At 59.1% G+C, this 19,001-nt stretch carries 19 protein-coding genes; 9 read left to right on the top strand and 10 right to left on the bottom strand.

Annotated elements, in window-relative coordinates:
- Positions 1-372: 372 nt before the first annotated feature.
- Positions 373-1,365 carry a LysR family transcriptional regulator gene (locus tag LB556_RS22055; RefSeq protein ID WP_224569831.1) on the bottom strand — a complete coding sequence of 331 codons (993 nt, stop codon included), beginning with the start codon at positions 1,363-1,365 and terminating at the stop codon, positions 373-375.
- A gap of 83 nt (positions 1,366-1,448) precedes the next feature.
- Between LB556_RS22055 and LB556_RS22050 the strand changes: the two genes are divergently transcribed.
- The 6 genes from LB556_RS22050 to LB556_RS22025 all read left to right on the top strand — a co-directional run bounded on the left by LB556_RS22050 (position 1,449) and on the right by LB556_RS22025 (position 5,788).
- Positions 1,449-1,877, top strand: a complete 429-nt coding sequence (locus LB556_RS22050; protein ID WP_224569830.1) for a YybH family protein — start codon at positions 1,449-1,451, stop codon at positions 1,875-1,877.
- A 292-nt stretch (positions 1,878-2,169) separates the two neighbouring features.
- A complete protein-coding gene (locus LB556_RS22045; protein ID WP_140749533.1) occupies positions 2,170-2,586 on the top strand; it encodes a lipocalin-like domain-containing protein in 417 nt (138 codons plus the stop codon).
- A gap of 494 nt (positions 2,587-3,080) precedes the next feature.
- A complete protein-coding gene (locus tag LB556_RS22040) occupies positions 3,081-4,256 on the top strand; it encodes an alpha/beta hydrolase family esterase (RefSeq protein WP_224569829.1) in 1,176 nt (391 codons plus the stop codon).
- Positions 4,257-4,519: 263 nt separating this feature from the next.
- The gene (locus LB556_RS22035; RefSeq protein WP_224569828.1) at positions 4,520-4,816 is read left to right on the top strand and encodes a DUF1236 domain-containing protein; all 297 of its coding nucleotides are present in this window, start codon (positions 4,520-4,522) and stop codon (positions 4,814-4,816) included.
- 404 nt (positions 4,817-5,220) lie between these two features.
- On the top strand, positions 5,221-5,394 hold the full coding sequence (locus LB556_RS22030) for a hypothetical protein (RefSeq protein ID WP_318011299.1): 174 nt from the start codon (positions 5,221-5,223) through the stop codon (positions 5,392-5,394).
- Positions 5,369-5,788, top strand: a complete 420-nt coding sequence (locus LB556_RS22025) for a hypothetical protein (RefSeq protein ID WP_224569826.1) — start codon at positions 5,369-5,371, stop codon at positions 5,786-5,788. Before LB556_RS22030 ends, LB556_RS22025 begins: the two co-directional genes overlap by 26 nt.
- A 206-nt stretch (positions 5,789-5,994) precedes the next feature.
- Here LB556_RS22025 and LB556_RS22020 read toward each other — a convergent pair whose 3' ends face one another.
- The gene (locus LB556_RS22020) at positions 5,995-6,435 is read right to left on the bottom strand and encodes a MucR family transcriptional regulator (RefSeq protein WP_224569825.1); all 441 of its coding nucleotides are present in this window, start codon (positions 6,433-6,435) and stop codon (positions 5,995-5,997) included.
- A gap of 339 nt (positions 6,436-6,774) precedes the next feature.
- Between LB556_RS22020 and LB556_RS22015 the strand changes: the two genes are divergently transcribed.
- Both LB556_RS22015 and LB556_RS22010 read left to right on the top strand, forming a co-directional pair.
- A complete protein-coding gene (locus LB556_RS22015) occupies positions 6,775-8,409 on the top strand; it encodes a recombinase family protein (protein ID WP_224569824.1) in 1,635 nt (544 codons plus the stop codon).
- A 16-nt stretch (positions 8,410-8,425) separates the two neighbouring features.
- Positions 8,426-9,664: a type II toxin-antitoxin system HipA family toxin gene (locus tag LB556_RS22010; protein WP_224569823.1), complete on the top strand. Its 1,239-nt coding sequence runs from the start codon at positions 8,426-8,428 to the stop codon at positions 9,662-9,664.
- 664 nt (positions 9,665-10,328) lie between these two features.
- On the opposite strand, the gene LB556_RS22005 is transcribed toward LB556_RS22010, so the two are convergent.
- The 8 genes from LB556_RS22005 to LB556_RS21965 all read right to left on the bottom strand — a co-directional run bounded on the left by LB556_RS22005 (position 10,329) and on the right by LB556_RS21965 (position 17,609).
- Positions 10,329-10,796, bottom strand: a complete 468-nt coding sequence (locus LB556_RS22005) for a hypothetical protein (RefSeq protein ID WP_224569822.1) — start codon at positions 10,794-10,796, stop codon at positions 10,329-10,331.
- Positions 10,797-10,910: 114 nt separating this feature from the next.
- Positions 10,911-11,456 (bottom strand): hypothetical protein, encoded by a 546-nt coding sequence (locus LB556_RS22000; protein WP_224569821.1) that lies wholly within the window; start codon positions 11,454-11,456, stop codon positions 10,911-10,913.
- A gap of 1,944 nt (positions 11,457-13,400) precedes the next feature.
- Positions 13,401-13,763 carry a hypothetical protein gene (locus LB556_RS21990; protein WP_224569819.1) on the bottom strand — a complete coding sequence of 121 codons (363 nt, stop codon included), beginning with the start codon at positions 13,761-13,763 and terminating at the stop codon, positions 13,401-13,403.
- Between the two features lie 60 nt (positions 13,764-13,823).
- On the bottom strand, positions 13,824-14,093 hold the full coding sequence (locus LB556_RS21985) for a hypothetical protein (protein ID WP_224569818.1): 270 nt from the start codon (positions 14,091-14,093) through the stop codon (positions 13,824-13,826).
- A 277-nt stretch (positions 14,094-14,370) separates the two neighbouring features.
- The gene (locus LB556_RS21980) at positions 14,371-14,523 is read right to left on the bottom strand and encodes a hypothetical protein (RefSeq protein ID WP_224569817.1); all 153 of its coding nucleotides are present in this window, start codon (positions 14,521-14,523) and stop codon (positions 14,371-14,373) included.
- Between the two features lie 2 nt (positions 14,524-14,525).
- Positions 14,526-15,143, bottom strand: coding sequence for an FAD-dependent monooxygenase (locus LB556_RS21975; protein ID WP_224569816.1), 618 nt, complete (start codon positions 15,141-15,143; stop codon positions 14,526-14,528).
- A gap of 394 nt (positions 15,144-15,537) precedes the next feature.
- Positions 15,538-16,716, bottom strand: coding sequence for a zinc-dependent alcohol dehydrogenase (locus LB556_RS21970; RefSeq protein ID WP_224569815.1), 1,179 nt, complete (start codon positions 16,714-16,716; stop codon positions 15,538-15,540).
- 107 nt (positions 16,717-16,823) lie between these two features.
- Complete coding sequence (locus LB556_RS21965) at positions 16,824-17,609, bottom strand: SDR family NAD(P)-dependent oxidoreductase (protein ID WP_224569814.1); 786 nt, start codon at positions 17,607-17,609, stop codon at positions 16,824-16,826.
- A 332-nt stretch (positions 17,610-17,941) separates the two neighbouring features.
- On the opposite strand from LB556_RS21965, the gene LB556_RS21960 reads away from it, so the two are divergent.
- On the top strand, positions 17,942-18,208 hold the full coding sequence (locus LB556_RS21960) for a hypothetical protein (protein WP_224569813.1): 267 nt from the start codon (positions 17,942-17,944) through the stop codon (positions 18,206-18,208).
- The last annotated feature ends 793 nt before the right edge of the window (positions 18,209-19,001 follow it).

Below are 19,001 nucleotides of genomic sequence, written 5' to 3'. Positions count from 1 at the left end.
GCAACACAGCCCGCAGTCGCATCGCGACCTTCCGCGCTCTAACGAATTCATCCGGCGCCGGATATGTTTTGTCAAAGCTGAGGACAATGTTGTTCTCGCCATCACGGGGCGGATATCGAAGGGGCGCCATCGAACGGCAACGCCCGACCGCTTGGCGACGATCCCCAAATTCCCGATCCCTTATAACCTCGAGAACGCGAGCAACGAAGCGACGAACAAACGGCAGTTATGAGAAAGTTGCGATCAGCGGGGCCGTTATGGACGCGTTGCCGACCGGCAGCGTGTGGGCCGGAGGCGGAAATCCTTTCGCAGGGACCGAAGTCTCGGATTGGCCCTCAGCCGACACTCGGAATCGGCGGGCGGGACCAGACGTCAACCCGTTTGGTCGAACACACCCCCCGTGCTGGCACGATTGAGCGCAAGGCTGGGCTCCTGGGCGAAGAGTTCGGCGAGGAAATCGGCGAAGACCCGGACTTTGCTAGGGAGGAAGCGGCCCGCTGGCCGCACGGCTGTGATTGCTAATGGCCTCGGCGCATAGTCCGTCAGGATTTCGCGCACGACACCTGACGCAATCTCTGCTCCGAACAACCAACCGGGAGCATGAGCGATTCCGATGCCGGACAGGACGGCGGCTCGTATTTGTTCCGCATCGTTGGTGCGGAAGGCGCACTTGGGATTATGCATGACGGGACCAAAGCGATCCCGGAACCCCCATACGCGGGGCGAACCCTGCGGCGCGTATATGATACAGGAATGCTGTTCCAGCTCGGCCGGTATTGCCGGCTCGCCGTGAGCCTCGAGATAAGCGCGGGTCGCCACGGTTACGACCGGCGTCTGCGCGATCCTCTTGGCAATCAAACCGGAGTCGGAGAGGTCGCCGTTGTGCACGGCGAGGTCGATACCGTTTTCGATCAGATTCATCATCCGGTCAGCCACGACCAATTCCACCGACACGTCGGGGTAGCGGGCGAAAAACTGCTCAAGCCGCGGCACGATGTAGATGCGACCAAAGACCGGGACAACCGTGGCGCGGAGCAGTCCCGACGGTGCCACCCGACCCCGGCCCACCCGCGATTCAGCGGCTTCGAGGTCGCCCAGCAACCGAACGCTGGATTCGTAGAAGTCGCGGCCGGACTCGGTGAGCGTGAGGCTGCGTGAGGTGCGCTGCAGCAGCTGCGCACCCAGGTGCGCCTCAAGCGCTGCAACTTGCTTGCTGACGGCCGGCTGGCCGACGCCGAGCGAGCGGGCTACGGCCGAAAAGCTGCCACTCTCGACTACCCGAACGAAGAGCCTGATCGCTGCCATCCGATCCAAATTCACCCTCCACCATTCCAACTTGGGAATTGATCCTATTCCATCCGCCATTCTACCCCTCCTCCAAGGGATGGACTAGCCTCTTCCCATCGGGTTGAAGGCAACCCGAGCAACTCGACGAAGGAGAATGGAAAATGACCAAGATTGCTGAAAATCAGCAGGGCGACACGGAAGCGCTGACTGCGATCGTGAAGGAGATGGCGGCTTCCATGACGGGCGAACAAAGCACGCGGCACTGGGCGGACGACGCACTGTGGTTCGACATCCCGCCGTTTGCCTCGCGTGGCATCCAGCCGGCAATGAAGATGTTCGATCGCGTCTTCAAAGGGTTTAAGTCGTGCGGCATCAATATCCTGCAAGAAGACGTCACCGTCAGCGGAGATATGGGCGTGGTCTGCACCATCCAGGAAGTCAACATCGTCCTCAAGAACGGTGACGCCAAGCACGCGCTCGTCCGCCAGACGGACTGCTTCAAGCGGCGCGGCGGCAGCTGGAAGCTGTTCCATGAGCACGCCTCGTGTCCCTCGGGTGGCGAGTGGGACGGCAAGATCGTGACGGCCTAAAACTCGCGGCGCCGTGCCGGCGGCCCTCGGGCCGCACCACTCACCCCCTCAACCCCACATCATCGCCTACCAGGCCTGCGAGACATGTTGCGGCCGCGAGCAGTCGGTTTTGGGCAAACCTGCGAGTAAGCGCGGCCTCTTCGCCTTGAGTATCGACGAAACGGGTGGGAGAGGCGGCGTTGCTCATTTGAATTTGCCTCCCCCGGTCCCTTCACAATGTTCCGGCGGTGAACGGCCCCTGTGGTGGCGACGGCATGGCGGACCGCTGGACCGTGTGGTAGTGGTGACCAGAATGTCCGAGTTTGAAGGCACCTGGCGGCTGCTGAGCCGCATTGACCGCGCTACGGACGGCAACGTTCGAGATGAGCCCTCGCTGGGCTCCGATCCCATCGCCATGATCACGTACGCGACGGGGCACTTTTCGGCCCAGTTCATGAAGCGCGACCGGGCGACGGCAAAGACGATGCCTGCCTCGTCGAACAACACAGGGGCTGTAGGGGGCTATGACGCATATTTCGGCACCTACCGCATCCGCGATGACGGGCTTGTGGAGCACCGCCTGATTGCCGCACTGACACCCCAGAACGTCGGCATGGTCGTGATCCGCCGTCTCGGCACGCGAGATGGACAGCTCGTCATCGAGCTCGATACGACAACCGCCTCTGGCGAGCCCGTAATGCGAACGCTCACATGGGATCGGATTGCTTGATGCGTCGCAGGCCATACGCCCTGGACCTAGTCTGCCCGCCGCTATTATGTTGGCTCGCCTAAGCGATCACCTCGCGCTGCTGCTCAAAATGCGCAGTGCCAAATCTAAGAAAAGTCCGTCGATATCCAAAGTTCAGCTGGCACGCGGTCGTGCCATGGGAACGTCCGCTTTTGGAGGTCGGCCAACGCAGCTTTAACGACCGACCTTGGGCGCAATCCCGCTGGGCTGCTTCTGACGGGAACGGGGCCGACTGCAGACAGGCAGCTTATTGGCCCGAGATCGCCGGAAAGCGATCGTTCTGAGGATGGTCCTGTTGAGGACCATAACAGTCATCGTCTTAGTTTGCATTGCTTTCCTCGCCGCAGCGTTGTCATAACGAACAAAGCGAGAGGCCACAGCCTCCTTATTATTGTGCAGTGCAGCAACGATATTGCTGCGAGCGCGTTGCACACACGCCGTCCAATCTTGGGCGTCAAAAAACAAGGACGACTCAATTGCGAAAAGTCTCCGATACGATCGCGCGCCTTGCAGCCCTGCGCGGGCTACAAAACACACATCCCACCTCTTTCACAGCCGCCGATCGCCTCTCCACCCTCGGAAAATTCGGCTCCAATCCCGGGGCGTTGCAGGCACGATATTATCTGCCTGCTGACCTCTCGGACGGCGCGCCGCTGGTCGTCGTGCTGCACGGTTGCACCCAGAATGCCGCCGGCTACGACCACCACTCAGGATGGTCTCAACTCGCTGACAAGGTCGGTTTCGCGCTTCTCTATCCCGAGCAGCAACGCGCCAACAACCCGAACCTCTGCTTCAACTGGTTCCTGCCGGCAGATACCACGCGAGATTGCGGCGAGGTCTTTTCGATCCGGGAGATGATCGAAACGATGGTCGTTACCCACCGCCTGGACCGAAAGCAGATATTTGTCACCGGTCTCTCGGCCGGCGGCGCCATGGCCGCAGCGATGCTCGCGACCTATCCCGACGTGTTCGCCGGCGGCGGCATCATTGCCGGGCTGCCCTTCGGCTGCGCGACAACCGTGCCCGAAGCTTTCGATCGCATGCGCGGCCACGGCGGTCCCTCCGAGCAAGAACTGCAACGGCTTGTGCGAAAGGCTTCCGATCACAACGGGCAGTGGCCCAGGATTTCGATCTGGCAGGGCTCCGCCGATCACACGGTGGCCTCAGCCAACGCGGAGTCCATCGCTGCGCAGTGGCGCGCCCTGCACAAACTCGACAAGGCGCCGACGTATTCGACGAGCGAGCGCGGACTCAGCCGGCAGATCTGGGCTGACGAAGCAGGAGAAGCGAAGATCGAGATCAATATGATTGCGGGCATGGGCCACGGTGCGCCCATCGGCAACGGCCTCGGCACGGCCGCAACTTACATGCTCGATGTGGGTATTTCTTCAACCCAGGAGATGGCACGGTTCTGGGGTCTCGGCGATGCCGACGACGCGAGAGGGTCAGCGAGGGCTAGGTCCGCTCCGCCGAGGTCTTCTACGTCAAGGGTCGCGATGAGGCCATCAGCATCTCATCTTCGGAGAGGGTCCGTGGAGCCGGCGAGGGCCAGGCCTGCGGAACCGGCTCGAATGGACGTGAAGTTATCGCAGGGTCAAGCGGTACAAAGGGTCATAGAAGAAGCTCTGCGCGCCGCGGGCCTGATGCGGTAGGGAGCGCGCAAACCTCGAGGCTCAGTGGCGCAGCAAGGCGCAGCAGAGTTCTTCAACCAAGGAAGGCGGTAGGCTTTGCGATCGTTAACTTGCTGTCAGAAAGTATGCGGCATGCAGGCAGGACGTTTGCGTCTTGCGACGGGACTTAAGTCCGGTCTCAACCGACCGAAGCCCCACGTTGGGAACGTTCGACCTCACTTGGAGTTTGACCTCTGCGCGTTAACAACGTTTGGCCGCGCTGATTTCAATTGGAGGTCTTCTCTATGAGAAAGTATTCTGCCGCCGCCGCTGCGGTTCTGTTGCTCGCTGGTGTCGGCGCCGCCGCCGCGGAGGACATCATCGTCCAGCCTGAGCAGGAAACAGTCATCAAGGAATACGTGACCAAGCAGCCGCTGGCTTCAGTCAAGGTCCCGGGTGTGGAACTCAACATCGGCACAGCCTTGCCCGATACCGTGGAACTCCATGAAGTTCCCAACGTCAAATATCGCTACACCGTGATCGACAATCGCACCGTTGTGGTCGACCCGGGTACTCGCAAGATCGTCAAGATAATCCAGTGAGGCTACTCTCGGCCTGCCGCCATTGGCGGTAGGCCGACTTCGTTGCTCCCGATGCTGGAGGTATGATGTCGCTCTCTTCAAAATTGGCTGCATGTAAGATGGCGTTCGAATGTCCCCCATTGCGATTTAGCTTTGGAAAGGGCGGGCAGTTGGTTCCAAGTCATTTCCTTGCACCGATGCGAGGGATGTCGACGCCAGTTTCGGATCACCTATTCTGACAAGGTTAGGCTCTTTGCCAAATATGAGCAGGCGCCATCTCTGCAACAGGCAAGTAGCAAAATATCGTATCGCCCGCACGGCGAAAACGCGCGCCGCTTGCCAACTCACAAGGTTATCGAACCATGCTAGGTGGAACTGTAACGTCTCGTACTTTGGGCACACGCGTGGCCAACCTGAGGGCCAGGATGCAGGCGGCCGAGATCACCGAGGGCGAATTGAGAACCTTCCAGAAGGTCGCCGCGCTCATGGAGGACGCGCTCGGCCGGGTCGACGGCGACGATCTTATCGCCGCCTCCTTTGTCACCGAATTACCACTGGACAACGTCGCCACCTATGCGAACGATCAGCAGACTTTTTGACTCCCGTGTCGAAGCGTCCGAAGCAGCAGGCGATCTTGTCGCGGCGGGAAATGCTTGCGTAAAGATAACCGTTATCGGGCCTTACCGCGACGAATTGGCTAATTTGGGGATCTTCGCACCCGCCATTCTGGGTGGGACGTTCAGCGGATTAGTCTGCTTGGCAGCATTCGCGGCCTTTGGGATCGACCCTCACGTGGCGAGAATCGTTTGCGCCAGCATTGCTGGCGCGCTGATCGGATGGATGGCAGCCGCCCCAGTGAAGCAAAACGATGCGAATTCTTTCGAAGGCATCGTCCTGGTGACGGCGCATGTCGACGACGACGCAATCGAAGTGGCGCAGGAAGTGCTCAACGCTCGCATCTCCGCGACGCCATACATCGCCGAAGCTGCATGAACTTCTTACCCGATGTATATGCACCTATCTCGCTGTGGGCTGTCGGCCTCGAAGCGGGACCTCAAGACTGTTCGCGACCGCCGTCGCTTTGCTGATCTGATTCTCAATCAGCGTGGCCCTCATTTTCGTGGGCCGCGCCGACCACGGCTCAAGCCTTGTCCGCCGACGTGCAGAAATGCCAGCGCTGGCGAGGTGCGACCTCAACCTTACGGCTTTGGTTGCCGACCACCCGATTTATTCCTGGCGGCTTTGTTGGCAGGGGCTTTAGCGGCCGGTTTCCGACCGAGGCCCATGGACTTCGCGAGGGTCGACCGCTGAGCCGCATAGCTCGGCGCCACCATAGGATAGTCTTTTGCGAGACCCCACTTGGTTCTGTACTGGTCAGGTGTCATGCCCATCAGACCAAGATGGCGCTTCATAGATTTGAATTTGCGCCCGTTCTCAAGGCTCACGATGTAATCGGGAAATACCGACTTCTTAGGGTTCACTGCTGGTGTGAGGTTTGGCGGCGGCGGAGCAGAATTAACGCTGGCGATCAAATCCGGGAGGCCGGACGCAGGCACGGCGTTCTTTTGCACATAAGCCGCCACAATATCCGCCGTGAGTTGCAGCAAATCAGAATTCATCTGCCTGCTTGCCTCGTCCATTCTGCTATTCCTTGTTTCGGCCTGCTTCCTATTAGGAAACGTTGGCGGGTGCAATTACCATGAAAGAGGCGGAGCGGGCTGGCGCAGCCCTCATTTGGTCAGGCTGCCTTTCGGGTTGCAGCCTAGAAACCGCGCGGGCAAAGTCCCGCAAGCTCTGCCGTTCGTATAGGTCTGTCCATAGCAATTATGCGTAATCCCTGCGCTCCGGATGTACACTATAGTGCACACCAGCATAATGCCATACATATAGAGCATAGGCTTTATTGTGCAATCGGCCGTTTAGATTTATTATCCAGATAAAACGCAACTCTCAACAAGGTGCGTCAGGGAGGCTTTGAGGTGAAGGCGTTAACGAGTTCGCTTCGCGTTCCGGCGGCTCAATACATTCGCATGTCAACCGACCATCAGCAGTATTCCTTGGAAAATCAGATTGCTGCCATTGCGGAGTATGCCGAGGCGAGAGGCTTCGCTATCGTCCGCACATATTCAGATGCCGGAAAAAGTGGCCTAAGTCTGAAAGGAAGAGACGGCCTGAAGCAGCTGTTGACAGACGTGATGACTGGTGAACAGACGTACTCTACGGTACTCGTACTTGACGTTAGTAGATGGGGGCGATTTCAAGATACCGACCAATCGGCTCACTACGAATTCCTCTGCAGAAATTCGGGTGTATCGGTTCGATACTGCGGAGAACCTTTTGAAAACGACGGCAGTATGGTGTCGACGATTGTCAAAAACCTCAAACGGGTCATGGCCAGCGAATACAGCCGGGAGCTATCCGCCAAAGTTTCAAGAGCGCAGGCTCAGCAGGCGCGACTTGGTTTCAAGCAAGGTGGCGCTATCCCCTACGGGGTAAGACGGATGTTGGTTAGCAAGGAAGGGCGACCGCGCTTTCTCCTAAACCCGGGTGAAGGGAAAGGGGTGAGCACAGACCGCGTAATTTACGTTGCAGGGCCACCCGACGAACTGAAAATCGTTCGGCGCATTTTTCGTATGTTCGTCGATCAAAGGCGAAGCATGAGTAGCATCGTGAGAACCCTGAATGACGAGCAAGTACCTTCTACGGATGGCTCCGCATGGGCCGTAGCGCGGGTCAGGACAGTCCTATCCAGCGAGCTGATGTTGGGATTCTACGTCTATAACAAGACGTGCCGGAAAATGAGGGGAGGCACAAAGCGAAATCCTCCAAGCTTATGGATCAGAACGCGTGTGATGGACGCGATTGTGGATCCCAAGCGGTTCGCAAAAGCCCAGCGGGAGATGGGCTACAAGCGCGGCTACGCTTACACGAAACCGGATATGGTAAGCAGGCTCAAGCGACTCTTGCGAGAAAAAGGCAAACTGACTGGAGCAATCATAGACAGTTGCCCATACACGCCCAACTCTCGAACGTATCTCAGTCATTTCGGGGACTTGCAAGCGGCGTACGCTACTGTCGGATACAAACCCAGATACGCAAGGCTGGATAGAAAGCATTCTGACCAAGAACTCTTGAATGGCATTCGGCGGTTACACGCCACGTTCGGGTATGTCACAATCGCCCTGATAAATGCCGATGAAGAGCTTCCCAAGAACTGGATTTTTGCTAAGCGATTTGGATCGATGGTTGCAGCGTATGAGTTGGCAGGTTTCCCGACCACCAAAGGGGGGACGATCAAGGCAGCTCGGAAAAGGCGCAGTCAACGGCGCCGACAGTACTCAGACGCAGAGCTCTTGGATGGCATACGACAGTTGCATGCCACGTTCGGGTATGTCTCGAGCGCTTTGGTGGATGGCGATCCAACACTTCCGCAACGTCGTGTTTTCGAAGAACGCTTCGGATCGATGCTGAAGGCGTATGAATTGGCAGGGTTCCCAATTACCAGAGGACAAGCGGTTCGCGGGGGTCGCAGAAGAGCATATCAACGAATGCAAGAAGGCCTGCGCTATGACCCCTCGAAACCCCGAAGTGACAGAGCCGTAAAGCCAAACTGACTCCGCATGGTTCGACATGATCCACGATTTGCAATCGCCGAAGTCGACACATTCTCTCGACGTTGTTCTGGCTGATTGCAAGATCGGCACCATTCTTCGTAGCCCCGTCCATACCTTTTCGTTCGAACAGGATTATCGCGACAGGGGTGGCTCCCCGCCTTTGAGCCTTTCCTTTCACTCAGCGACCGGCGAACTGCGGAAGCCTCGAAAACCGCTTGCGGGCATCCTTCCGGCATTCTTCGCGAATCTGTTGCCGGAGGGCTACCTTCGCGAGGCTATGGAAATACACCACCAAGATAGCGTCCGACGACGCAACGATTTTGATCTTCTAGCAGCTCTTGGCGCCGATCTGTCGGGCGCCGTGCAGGTATTCCCCAGTGATCGACCGAGGTTAAACGAGACGCCAAAGGTTCGCTTCTCGTTGGCTGGCATTCAGATGAAGCTATCGATCACAAAGGGAAACGATGGCCCGCTCACGCTGCCGGTGGGGGAGCAGCAGGGACATTACATCGCAAAATTTCCCCCCGTGGCATTTCCCGGTGTTTCCGAGAATGAATTCGCAAACCTTGCTCTCGCGGCAGCGATAGGAATGGAGGTTCCTGAGCGGGAGTTGGTCGATAGGTCGGATTGCGAGTGGATCCCCGAGGAGTTCAACGCGCCCTCAGAGGGCAAGGTTCTTCTTGTCAGGCGCTTCGACCGCAGCGCTGAGGGTAAGCGGATTCACATGGAGGATTTCGCTCAGGTGTTTGGTGTCGATCCTGCGCGCAAGTACGAAGGGGCCTATCACAATATCGCAGCCAGCTTGAACGAGGCTGTTTCATCAGCCGCGGCTCTCGAATTTGTTCGACGGCTGACCCTTGCTGCTGTGACTGGCAACGGCGACATGCACTTGAAGAATTGGTCCCTGATCTATCCAGGCGATGGCAATAGCCCAGCGCTCGCTCCAACCTATGACGTACTGTCAACGGTGGCTTATATCCCGAACGATTCAATGGCCTTATCACTAGGAGGGGAGCGGTCGTTCAAGGCGCTGACAGTGTCGCGGTGGAAAGCATTTGCCCGCCGGGCGCGACTCCCTGAGCAGGCGGTCATGAATGCTGTGGTAGAAACCATCTCCCTCGTCAACGACCGATGGTGGCATCTGCCCGAGCGCGAAGTGGTGACGCCAAAGGTCCGTGACCGCATCGACGCGCACATCAAGGTCATGACACCTATCCTGAACACCTGCGCCAGTAGAGGAGGCGCTTCTAGCTAGGCTACTGTTTATCATCCTTCGGATTTTCCGGCGATGATCGCCGCAAATGTCCAAATCCATAAACTTGCGCGAGCGAATTCCGCGCGATTCAAACGGCGTTGAGCGAAAGGGACATCGCCGCCGCAGAGGCTATCATAGCCAGTTCGACCACCAAGGCGCAGAACTTGAAGGCCTTCCGGGTTCCAGAGGCGGTAAAGCCTGCCACTCCAAGCGTGAAGCCTGCGAAGCTCGTCGCCCGCCTTTCTTTCTAGATTGGGCGGCCAGCACCGGTTATCGGCAGGCCGCTGGGTTGGCCTTGCCTCGCCCGGCTTGCTCAAGACTCCGTCCGGTAGCCTCGTATCGATCTCATGAAGCCGTCGGCGGCGTCGTCAGGAGCCTTTCCGACCAGCGTCGGTGACCGAGGACACGATGAAGGCGAATTGATCGTCGGTTTTACTCATGCACTCGGAACTCCCCTGAATTGAGACAACCTTTCGGGAGCCATGGACTGGAAATTTAGCAAGGAAGAATGTGACACGAATGACGCCAACCGTTGAGAAGAGTCTCGAATGGCTCACCCGATCGATGTTTTCGAGCTCGTCCCCTCGCCTATGGTGCGGCGCACAATTTCGTATTGCGGATGCGAAGGGTCTGATCTAGAATTGCTTATATTCAGGGCTGGAGCTCAACATGACGGTTTGGAAGCATGCGTTCGGCGGCTCTTCCGCCGGTGATCGCCCCCGCCACGACCGGATCCGTCCCCGCCGACCAGCAGAGCGACGAGCGGCCGCTGATTGAGGATTGTCCCAGCGAGGAGCGAGCCTGACAAGAACATCAACAGCATTCTTGGCCCCAGTACAATCGCAAGGCCGGTAGCACACTGGCGTACAAAACCACGCGGCAGCCGCAGGGCGGCCGCCATGACGGAAATCCCCAATGTGAGGCGTGCCGCTTCCTTGAGGAGCGTGAAGGGATCAATTGGCAGCGCGGCAAGATCTGCCCATCCAAGCACCATTGGCCCCAGAACTATCCCCAGGATGAGGCAGACCGTGCTTTCGGCCAGCCACAACCGGTTCTTGACATAGCCGCCGAGCAATCCGAGCGCCAGCACAGTGCCTGCACCCAGGGCCAACGCTCCATTAAAGCCGCTCATCAGTTCGCCTGTGATCTTCCCGGGCGTGCCAGATCGACATCGCGTCGAGGGATAGCATCACGAGCGGGAAGCCTTTGCCGTCCGGCAGGCGCAAGGAATGCACAACGGGATTGTCTAGCCGGCATAGGGATGGAAGCCGGTCCACCCTGCCGCTTCATATTGGCTGCGTCGTTCCACTAGATCTACTGACCTCGCCCGAAGAATCTGTTCGGCGTTTGGAACCACTTGGTCCTCGACCTTGGCAACCACGAGCGTACCGCCCTGGCGAATGCCTTCCGCGCAAACGTCGGCGTCCCTTTCGGGGACGCCAGAATTCGTCATTGCGCCGATGATCCCGCCAGTCGCACCACCCGCGGCCGCAGCGCCAGCAGCACCGGTAGCGGTGGCGGCCAACCATCCGGCCGCCACCACGGGGCCGAGACCTGGGATAGCGATTATGCCAAGCCCTGCCAGAAGTCCTGCCGCACCGCCGATCAGCCCGCCTATGCCAGCCCCGGCCGCGGCATCCTCCGTGGCCCGCGAGCGATGGTCGGCATACCAGCCGTTCGCACCACTGGCCACGATGCTGATGTCGGAAAGCGGAACCCCCGTCCCACCCAATTCATCTATGGCTTCGTTTGCATCCTCATGGTTGTCAAACAGTCCAATTACCACCTTCATGTCCGGGCTCCTGCGTCGTGTCTGGTCTGTGCGAACGACTGCCCTGCTCGGTCGAGACCGCTCACACCCGTTTCCGTCTTGTCAGCGCAGACTTGTTGGCACGCCCTGGAAGCGGCACATGTCCTGCTTCGTCATCGCCAGGAGTTCGACGGTTGCCAGGAGTTCGACCGTGCTGGCGGCCAAACAAGCCTCCGGTTGTTTTGTTCCGAGGTGGGGTCGATCTCAGCCTGCATGGCTCCGCGTACCGGAAAGGCCGTCGGAGCGACCAAGTCGCGGGGTAAATCACGTTGCCGGGCCGCGGCGCTGCACAAAGGCATCGTGAAGCCGTTTATATCGCCGCATTGCTATCACTATCGCGCAATGCAGGCGCTGCACGAGGCGCTGTTGAAGTCCGTGCGGGAAGTGACGGTAAATATGCGCCGTTCGTCACCGCTAATGACGCGTAGAGTCCAGATCGGAACATTAGCGCTATCTAACGGTTCTACCTATGCGATGTGTTCCCGGACCCTATGATCGGTAAAGAGCGATGGCAGTGGTGTTGGCTTTTGATTTCGTCCATTTTCTCGGGCTGACCGCAGACGAACTGCTAGTTGGAGCCGCGTCTTTCGCGGGGTGCCTGCTGGTTGTTAATGCTGTGTCGACTGACCGCACAAATCGATAGGCTGCACGTGCCTGAAGAGCGAGGATCGGTATGCGATCAACCCCGCTAAAACATGACCAATGGCAATTCCCAAGCCGATTTGAGGGGCTTTCAAGGCGCTGGCGATGGGCTTCTGGGAGCGCATGGATGAGCGGCGCTACGGAAGTTGAGATGCATGGCGTACATACGGTGACGGGCGCCATCTGACACAAGAGATCCGCTCCAGAGGAGCGATGCAGACCAGGAACGACGGAACGCACGTTATCTTGCCTGCGGCCGCGCCGATCGCGAGACGGCCGGACCGCGCCGGATTGCCTGTGACGATGCTCCCTCCCTCCGATGGAAAAGTGCGCCACGATGGTTCCCGTGCTGTAAATAAGCAGCGCTGCTACGCCGTCGCAGAGCGCGGAAGACTGCACGGCGCATCGGAACTCGACGCCAGAATACGGAATCGTGGCATAGAGCATAGAATAGTGTATTATGGTAGCTTGGAAAAGGAAAGCCGATGGCAAACAAGTCTCACAGAATACGACCAAATAAGACGGCGAGATAAAAGGGCGCCCATTGGGCGCCGGCGGTTCGGTTGTATTTGTTGCTTTTTCGCGGCCTTTCCGCACATTGCTGGCTTGTGGCGGAATGTGTGGTTTACTACCAAAGCATTGATTTGTTATAGAAATTAGCAATTTGCGGAAGCAAATCGTCCATGGTTCGCCGCCCATCTCTCAGAGCGACTGTAGTAGGACCGGCGGTTGACCCCCGCCTTTGACGCTCCGCTTAGCTTTAAGCCGATCGAACGTTCCTATTGACAATCAGATGCTGTGTCAGCGCCGAGGTGTACAGAGGGACCCGGCTCGCGGATTGGCGTAAGATCACCGAATTTTTCGTGGATCGAACGAGCGCTGAGGCCGCCATTCGTCGCGCCATTCATCAGGAAATGCGATAAAGTTTGGCACGGCTTCGGCTTAACTCTGTCGCCGAACCGAAATCAGAATGGATAAGGCGGAACAATTGACCGGCGACGCCGGCTGCGGCGGCGTCGCCGGTGACGTAGCTCGAGCCCTAGCTTCCAGACTCGACAATCCCTTGACCGTCTGGCGAGGTGCGCTGCTCGTCTGTTCGAATGACGCCAGCCCGACGCTCACAATGCTACTGTGCCGTAAGCTGGCGACGATACCAACTCGGCGGCGCCGCCAGCCAGGCTCGGCAATGAGTCCCCCTCAACCCCGCCGGGCCTCTAATCTGGCCGACATGCTTGAGTATCTCGTACATGTCAAAGGCCCCGGTGCAGACCAAGGTGCCGGGGCCTACTTCCGCACAATCCAATCCACCAAGCCGGATTGAACCCGCTCGCACCCGGTAAACTCGTAAACCAGGCTCCGGGCGAGATCGCGCCATTGAGTCTCCGGCGCGTTCGTTTCCAAGATCAACTCCCGAAAGGCCTTGCGGAGAATGTCAGCGTCGAAAGCTGATATCCGGAGGTCTTGCCTTATCGCTTCGTCTAACTTGCGCTGGCGGAACCGCTTTAGAAGGTCGCGTGATGCAGCAATTGCCCGCCGGGACTGGTCCAGATCGCTATGGATTAAGGCGATGTCAGTTAAAGAGCGGCGCTGCAAGATGATGGTGGCGTCGATCATCGCCCGCGCGATGTCTGTACGGCTTTCAACCATCGCTACCTCCCAATAGCTAACATTGTAGGTACCTTTTTCTAATGCCGATCCGCGATGGATTCAACGTCGTTTTGATACCAAGGAAGCGGGGGTATTCGGCAGGACTGACCAATATGGCTCCGAGATATTGTTCATGAGCGGCTTAATCAGCGCGGCATCCCATCCCCTCGCCAGCACAATGCGAGTCGCGGGTTCCCGGTTCGACGCGCTGCCGTCCGCTTCGTGCTTGAGGATAAGCCTGTAAAGCTCGCCCTTGCGGAGCCGGCTTGGCGTGCGCTGTAGCGGCACGATTTGGGACGGATCGCCCTTGTAGCCAAGAATCAGCAGCACCGCGTCTATGTGCTGTAGCTGGTCAGCCAGGCGGATCTGCCGGATATCTCCGCACGCTTGGCGACAAGGGTGTTGATGGCGTGCTGGTATCGGGTGGAGCGGACTATGGGCGCTACTCTTGGCATCCCCGGATTTTATGGGAACCCACCCTTTAGGTCGCGCGGGAAGTTGGCGCGTTTGCTACATAAGACCGCATATTTGGCGCCATCAGGTGCTGGCGCTTGCAAAACTCAGTGTTGCCACAGCCAAGATCACGCCTTGCCCTCCAGGTCCACAACTAACGGTTATCAAGCTCGGCCAGCAGCCGCGCCAGCTTAGCGGGCACGCCAGGAATATGGCCGGCGATCGCAAGTGCGCTGTTGCGCAGCAAACGTGCTGGCGCGGATTTAAGTGTTGCTGCCCGTGTCATTCGATCCGTCATCGTGACCACGTCTAACGCGATCTCATGGCGGCGGGCCGCCCATGCATCCAGCGCCGTGGTGGCGCCGCTCCGGACAGCTTCGAGCAAAGGTGGAACGAGTGATACAGCATCCTGGATGCCAGGCTCATACCTTGCCCGCCTGCCGGGCTATGGACATGCGCGGCGTCTCCGCATAGCAGCACCTGTCCGACGCGTGGCGTGGCGGTGACACGATGTTGAAGGTGGAAACGCGAACTCCAGGCTATTTCCTGGATGGTCGAACCCGCGCTCTGTGGCCCGCGGGAGTCAAGGATTCGCTGCAGGAACACAATATCGGGATGCTCGGGGGCTGTATCAATGGTAGCGACGATCCGATAGCGCTCATCCGGCAACGGCGCCACCACCACCAATCCTGCCGGTGAAAAAAACAAGCTTACCTCCTCGCGAGAGAGAGGCCACTCCATCTGGACATCGGCAAGGACGAAGCTTTCCTCGTATGCACCGCCGTCGAATGCCACACCGGCGGCGGCGCGCACCACGCTATGAGCACCGTCACAGCCGATCAGCCAGTTGGTTCGGATCTGTTCCGCTTTGCCATGTCGCATGATTGCCAGATCAACGCTGTTGCCCCCCACATCGATCGCAACCACATCCGCGGACGTTCGACCTCACCGCCCAACGCGCGCAGCCGCTCCAGAAGAATTCCCTCGGTTCGATTTTGCGGGCACATGATTGTGTACGGAGGTCTTCGAGCGTCAGATCGATGCGGCGCTCGCGCTCCTGGAAGTGACGTCCCGCCGGTGTTGGCAATGAGAGGAGGCGATCGGGCTCGCCGTAAGAGTAAGCGCACAGCGCGTTACAAGTCGGACGCGCTGACGAAGCCGCCGTGGACAATGCAGAAGATTTTGCTGCCAGATTCTGGTTCCTTTCCTGGCACACGAACCTCAATCGTCGGCACGATTGAAAATTCCGCGACAGCAATGGCGCGATGCTGACGAGAGAGCCACGTCACGACCAAGCGGCTCTTGCCACTGTTGGATGGGCTCAGCCATGCGGCCGCATGACCACCTTGATGCAGCCGTCCTGCTTGTCGCGAAACGTCTTGTAGAGATCGGGCCCGGCTTCGAGATCGGCCCTGTGCGTGATCACGAAGGACGGGTCGATTTCCCCGGCCTGGACCTTGGCCAAAAGCGGTTCGAGATATCGTTGCGTATGGGTCTGCCCCATATGAAAGGTCAGGCCTTTGTTCATCGCGGCGCCGAAGGGAATATGGTCGACGAGACCGATATAGACGCCCGGGATGGAGATGGTGCCGCCTTTGCGGCAGCAGTAGATTGCTTCGCGCAGCACATGCGGCCTGTCGGTGCCGATGAACGCAGCCGCCTTTACCTTGTCGAGCATGGAGTCGGCACTGGCGCCGGCATCGGCTTCGGTGCCGACGCAATCGATGCAGCGATCCGGGCCGCGACCATCGGTCATCGCCATCAGGGCGTCATAGATGTTGGAATTGCTAAAATCGAGTGTCTCGGCCCTGCCGTGTTCGCGAGCCATGGCAAGTCGTTCCGGAACCTTGTCGATCGCGATCACGCGTCCGGCGCCCAGCATCCACGCGCTCTGGATGGCGAATTGGCCAACCGGGCCGCAGCCCCAGATCGCGACGGTCTCACCGGGTTCGATACCCGCGTTTTCGGCTGCCATGTAGCCGGTCGGAAAGATGTCGGAAAGAAACAGCACCTGCTCGTCGTCCACGCCTTCCGGCACCTTGATCGGGCCGACATCGGCGAATGGAACGCGAAGATACTCGGCTTGGCCGCCCCAATACCCGCCGACGAGATGCGAATAACCGAACAGGCCTGCCGGCGATTGCCCCATCGCTTCGGCCGCCTGCTTGGCATTGGGATTGGACCGGTCGCAAAGCGAGAACAGCCCCTTCTGGCAAAACCAGCACTCGCCGCACGAAATGTTGAAAGGCACCACGATGCGGTCGCCCTTCTTGAACTTCGAATGGCCGCGGCCGACCTCGACGACCTCTCCCATTGTCTCGTGTCCAAGCACGTCGCCCGATTCCATGGTGGGCATGTACCCGTCCATCAGGTGCAGGTCCGAGCCGCATATCGCGCAACAGGTGACCTTGATGATGACATCACGGTCATCCTCGATGGCCGGATCCTGCACCTGATCGCAGCGTATGTCGCCTTTGCCGTGCCATGTGAGGGCTTTCATGATGTTGCTCCTGCGTTAACTGCTTGAGGTGTCGGCGATGCCCCATTCATTCAAGCAAAGGAGCGGCCACCGGGGATCAGTCTGCGACCTTCGCAAGGGGTCGGCGTTCAGTCTCTGGACGCGGACCCCGGCTCGGCCATTTTGCGGTGCTGTTCAGCCAGCGTACCTGCCGGAGTGACATGCGCGGCGGCGACCTGCAGCTTGTTCACCCAGCCGGTGATCACTTGTTCCTCGCCCGCCATCATCGCCTCGTAGCCGGTTCTGGCAACATCGGCCGGATTGTCCTTCTCGTCGGTACCGACCTTGGTGTCCATCATCTCGGCACGTTCGAAGAACCGCGTCTGAGTCGCCCCGGGCATCAGCACCGTGACCGTGACGCCGGTGTCCCGCATCTCATGGCGCAGTGCGATCCCGAAGGAATCGATAAATGCCTTGGTGCCGTTGTAGACGGCCTGGAAAGTGCCGGGCATGAAGCCTGCAATCGAGCCGGTGAACAGAATTCGGCCACAGCCACGGCGTGCCATCCTGGCGCCGAGTTCATGCGCAAGGTAGACCGTGCCCGTAATGTTGGTGTCGATGACCCGGCGAACTTTCTGCCAGTCCTGGTCGATGAAGCTGTCGCCGAGACCGCGTCCGGCGTTCAGGAACAGAAGGTCGATGTCGCGATCGCCGATCTTCGTGACGAGCTGATCGACACCCTCGACGGACGCCAGGTCGGCCTCAATGGCCTCAACCGTCACATCGTGCGAAGCCAGAGCCTCGGCTGCCCGTTGGACCGCCGGCTCGTCGGCAGCTATGACCAAGTTATAGCCGTCCTTGGCACACAGTTTGGCAAGTTCCTTACCAATGCCGCTCGATGCGCCCGTCACCAAGGCCAGCCTCGCATTATTCATCACGTCCTCCGAGGTTCGTTCTGGCCGAACCAGCGGGGCGTCTGATTGTTCCGGAGGGGATCGGTCGAATTCCCGGCTGCGAAAGCAGGCGATCTCCTCGGGTGCGTTCAGGCGCGAACAACGCGAAGAAGGCGAAGTGGAACAACTGGCGTCGATGCAAGTTCGGTGTCGTGCGGCGTCGTCGCTCCCCTCGTTTGACGCTGCGCGATTGGGTTCCCCTCGACCTGATCAGCCCGCGCGCTCCCCGGCCGGGAGGCGCGGGCTTTCCAAGTTTTCAATCAGGTGGAACAACCTAGCCGTTCGGCAGTTCGGCGCGCAGGAGGAACCACCAAATGCAACATGCCGACGACATCGCGCTCAGGCGCGTGAAGATGCTGGTTGAACAATATGTTCTCGCCAGAAGCAGGAGGTATGACTTCGTGTCGACCGAACTGGCATGCAAGGCCATTCGTCAGGTGGTCCGCAGCCCCATTGAAGATGCCCAACTGGATCATCTGCTGGCCCGAAGCGCCGTCCAGCGGGGGCATTCCGTGCGGTTCGACCGGATAGGTCCCCTGGAGACTGCTTCACCCAATTTCAGCGAGGAACAGCCAGCGTAAGAGCGGCATTGTCATTATGCGCGGTCGCGGCGCTGCTCCCCCGATTGCCTGGCCTCCTGAATGCCTGCGGCAGGTCGCACTGTGGAGCAGACGACCGGGCGCTCAAGAAGGTCAACCGCTCCGCCCCTCCACATCTGCAATCCTCACGGTCGGCTTTCGATCAGAACCAGCCTTATTAGGGTCCGTACGGCCATCGACCTGAAATGCTGATCCATCAGGCCAAGCTCGCCGAATGACCCGTCGATCGCGGCCTTGTTATGCTCTTCCGGGGAAATCTCAGCCCAGTTTAGCTGGATCCCATAACGGCGCGCGATCAAGGAGAAGAAGACCTTCTGCGATCGCCCGTTGCTTTCACGAACCGGATGGACTTGGTTGAGGTCGACGTAAGCGCTAGCGAATTCTCGGCGATCTTTCTAATGGGGCATGTTCGAGGTGCCGGAGCATTGCCTTGAGTCCATCAAGCACTCGAGTGCCTTCGGTCTCAATGCGCGAGGGTTCGCAGAAACGGGATCGGCCCCGTTCGGAAGGAACAATCGGCAAGAGGAGGGTGTCGACCGCCAAGAGGAAGCTTCCCGCCGTGGGGGCGGTTGGCAGCGGCACCGCAATGGAGGCCGGCCGGTGAGCATAGGATGGCTCGCCGTCACGGTTCTCGCATGATGCACGGCGTCGGGATGCCAGTTATACTCGCGCTTCTGGACACCAATGCTGACGGGTCGCTGTCCGAGAACGAGGTCCAGGAAGCTGTCGGCCGAATCTTCTCTGCGATCGGCCGGAACGGTGACGGGAGATCGAC

Origin of the sequence: Mesorhizobium sp. ES1-4 (genome assembly GCF_020164745.1) — a bacterium.
GTDB lineage: Bacteria > Pseudomonadota > Alphaproteobacteria > Rhizobiales > Rhizobiaceae > Mesorhizobium.
This window is presented reverse-complemented; position numbering and strand designations above follow the sequence as displayed.

Bases quoted from the DNA above. Each gene is read 5' to 3' on its own strand.
- LB556_RS21990 (WP_224569819.1), bottom strand. From the start codon at position 13,763: ATGGTTGAAAGCCGTACAGACATCGCGCGGGCGATGATCGACGCCACC.
- LB556_RS22050 (WP_224569830.1), top strand. From the start codon at position 1,449: ATGACCAAGATTGCTGAAAATCAGCAGGGCGACACGGAAGCGCTGACT.
- LB556_RS22010 (WP_224569823.1), top strand. From the start codon at position 8,426: ATGATCCACGATTTGCAATCGCCGAAGTCGACACATTCTCTCGACGTT.
- LB556_RS22055 (WP_224569831.1), bottom strand. From the start codon at position 1,365: ATGGCGGATGGAATAGGATCAATTCCCAAGTTGGAATGGTGGAGGGTG.
- LB556_RS22045 (WP_140749533.1), top strand. From the start codon at position 2,170: ATGTCCGAGTTTGAAGGCACCTGGCGGCTGCTGAGCCGCATTGACCGC.
- LB556_RS22030 (WP_318011299.1), top strand. From the start codon at position 5,221: ATGCAGGCGGCCGAGATCACCGAGGGCGAATTGAGAACCTTCCAGAAG.
- LB556_RS21970 (WP_224569815.1), bottom strand. From the start codon at position 16,716: ATGAAAGCCCTCACATGGCACGGCAAAGGCGACATACGCTGCGATCAG.
- LB556_RS22025 (WP_224569826.1), top strand. From the start codon at position 5,369: ATGCGAACGATCAGCAGACTTTTTGACTCCCGTGTCGAAGCGTCCGAA.
- LB556_RS22020 (WP_224569825.1), bottom strand. From the start codon at position 6,435: ATGGACGAGGCAAGCAGGCAGATGAATTCTGATTTGCTGCAACTCACG.
- LB556_RS22000 (WP_224569821.1), bottom strand. From the start codon at position 11,456: ATGAAGGTGGTAATTGGACTGTTTGACAACCATGAGGATGCAAACGAA.
- LB556_RS22035 (WP_224569828.1), top strand. From the start codon at position 4,520: ATGAGAAAGTATTCTGCCGCCGCCGCTGCGGTTCTGTTGCTCGCTGGT.
- LB556_RS21960 (WP_224569813.1), top strand. From the start codon at position 17,942: ATGCAACATGCCGACGACATCGCGCTCAGGCGCGTGAAGATGCTGGTT.
- LB556_RS21965 (WP_224569814.1), bottom strand. From the start codon at position 17,609: ATGAATAATGCGAGGCTGGCCTTGGTGACGGGCGCATCGAGCGGCATT.
- LB556_RS22005 (WP_224569822.1), bottom strand. From the start codon at position 10,796: ATGAGCGGCTTTAATGGAGCGTTGGCCCTGGGTGCAGGCACTGTGCTG.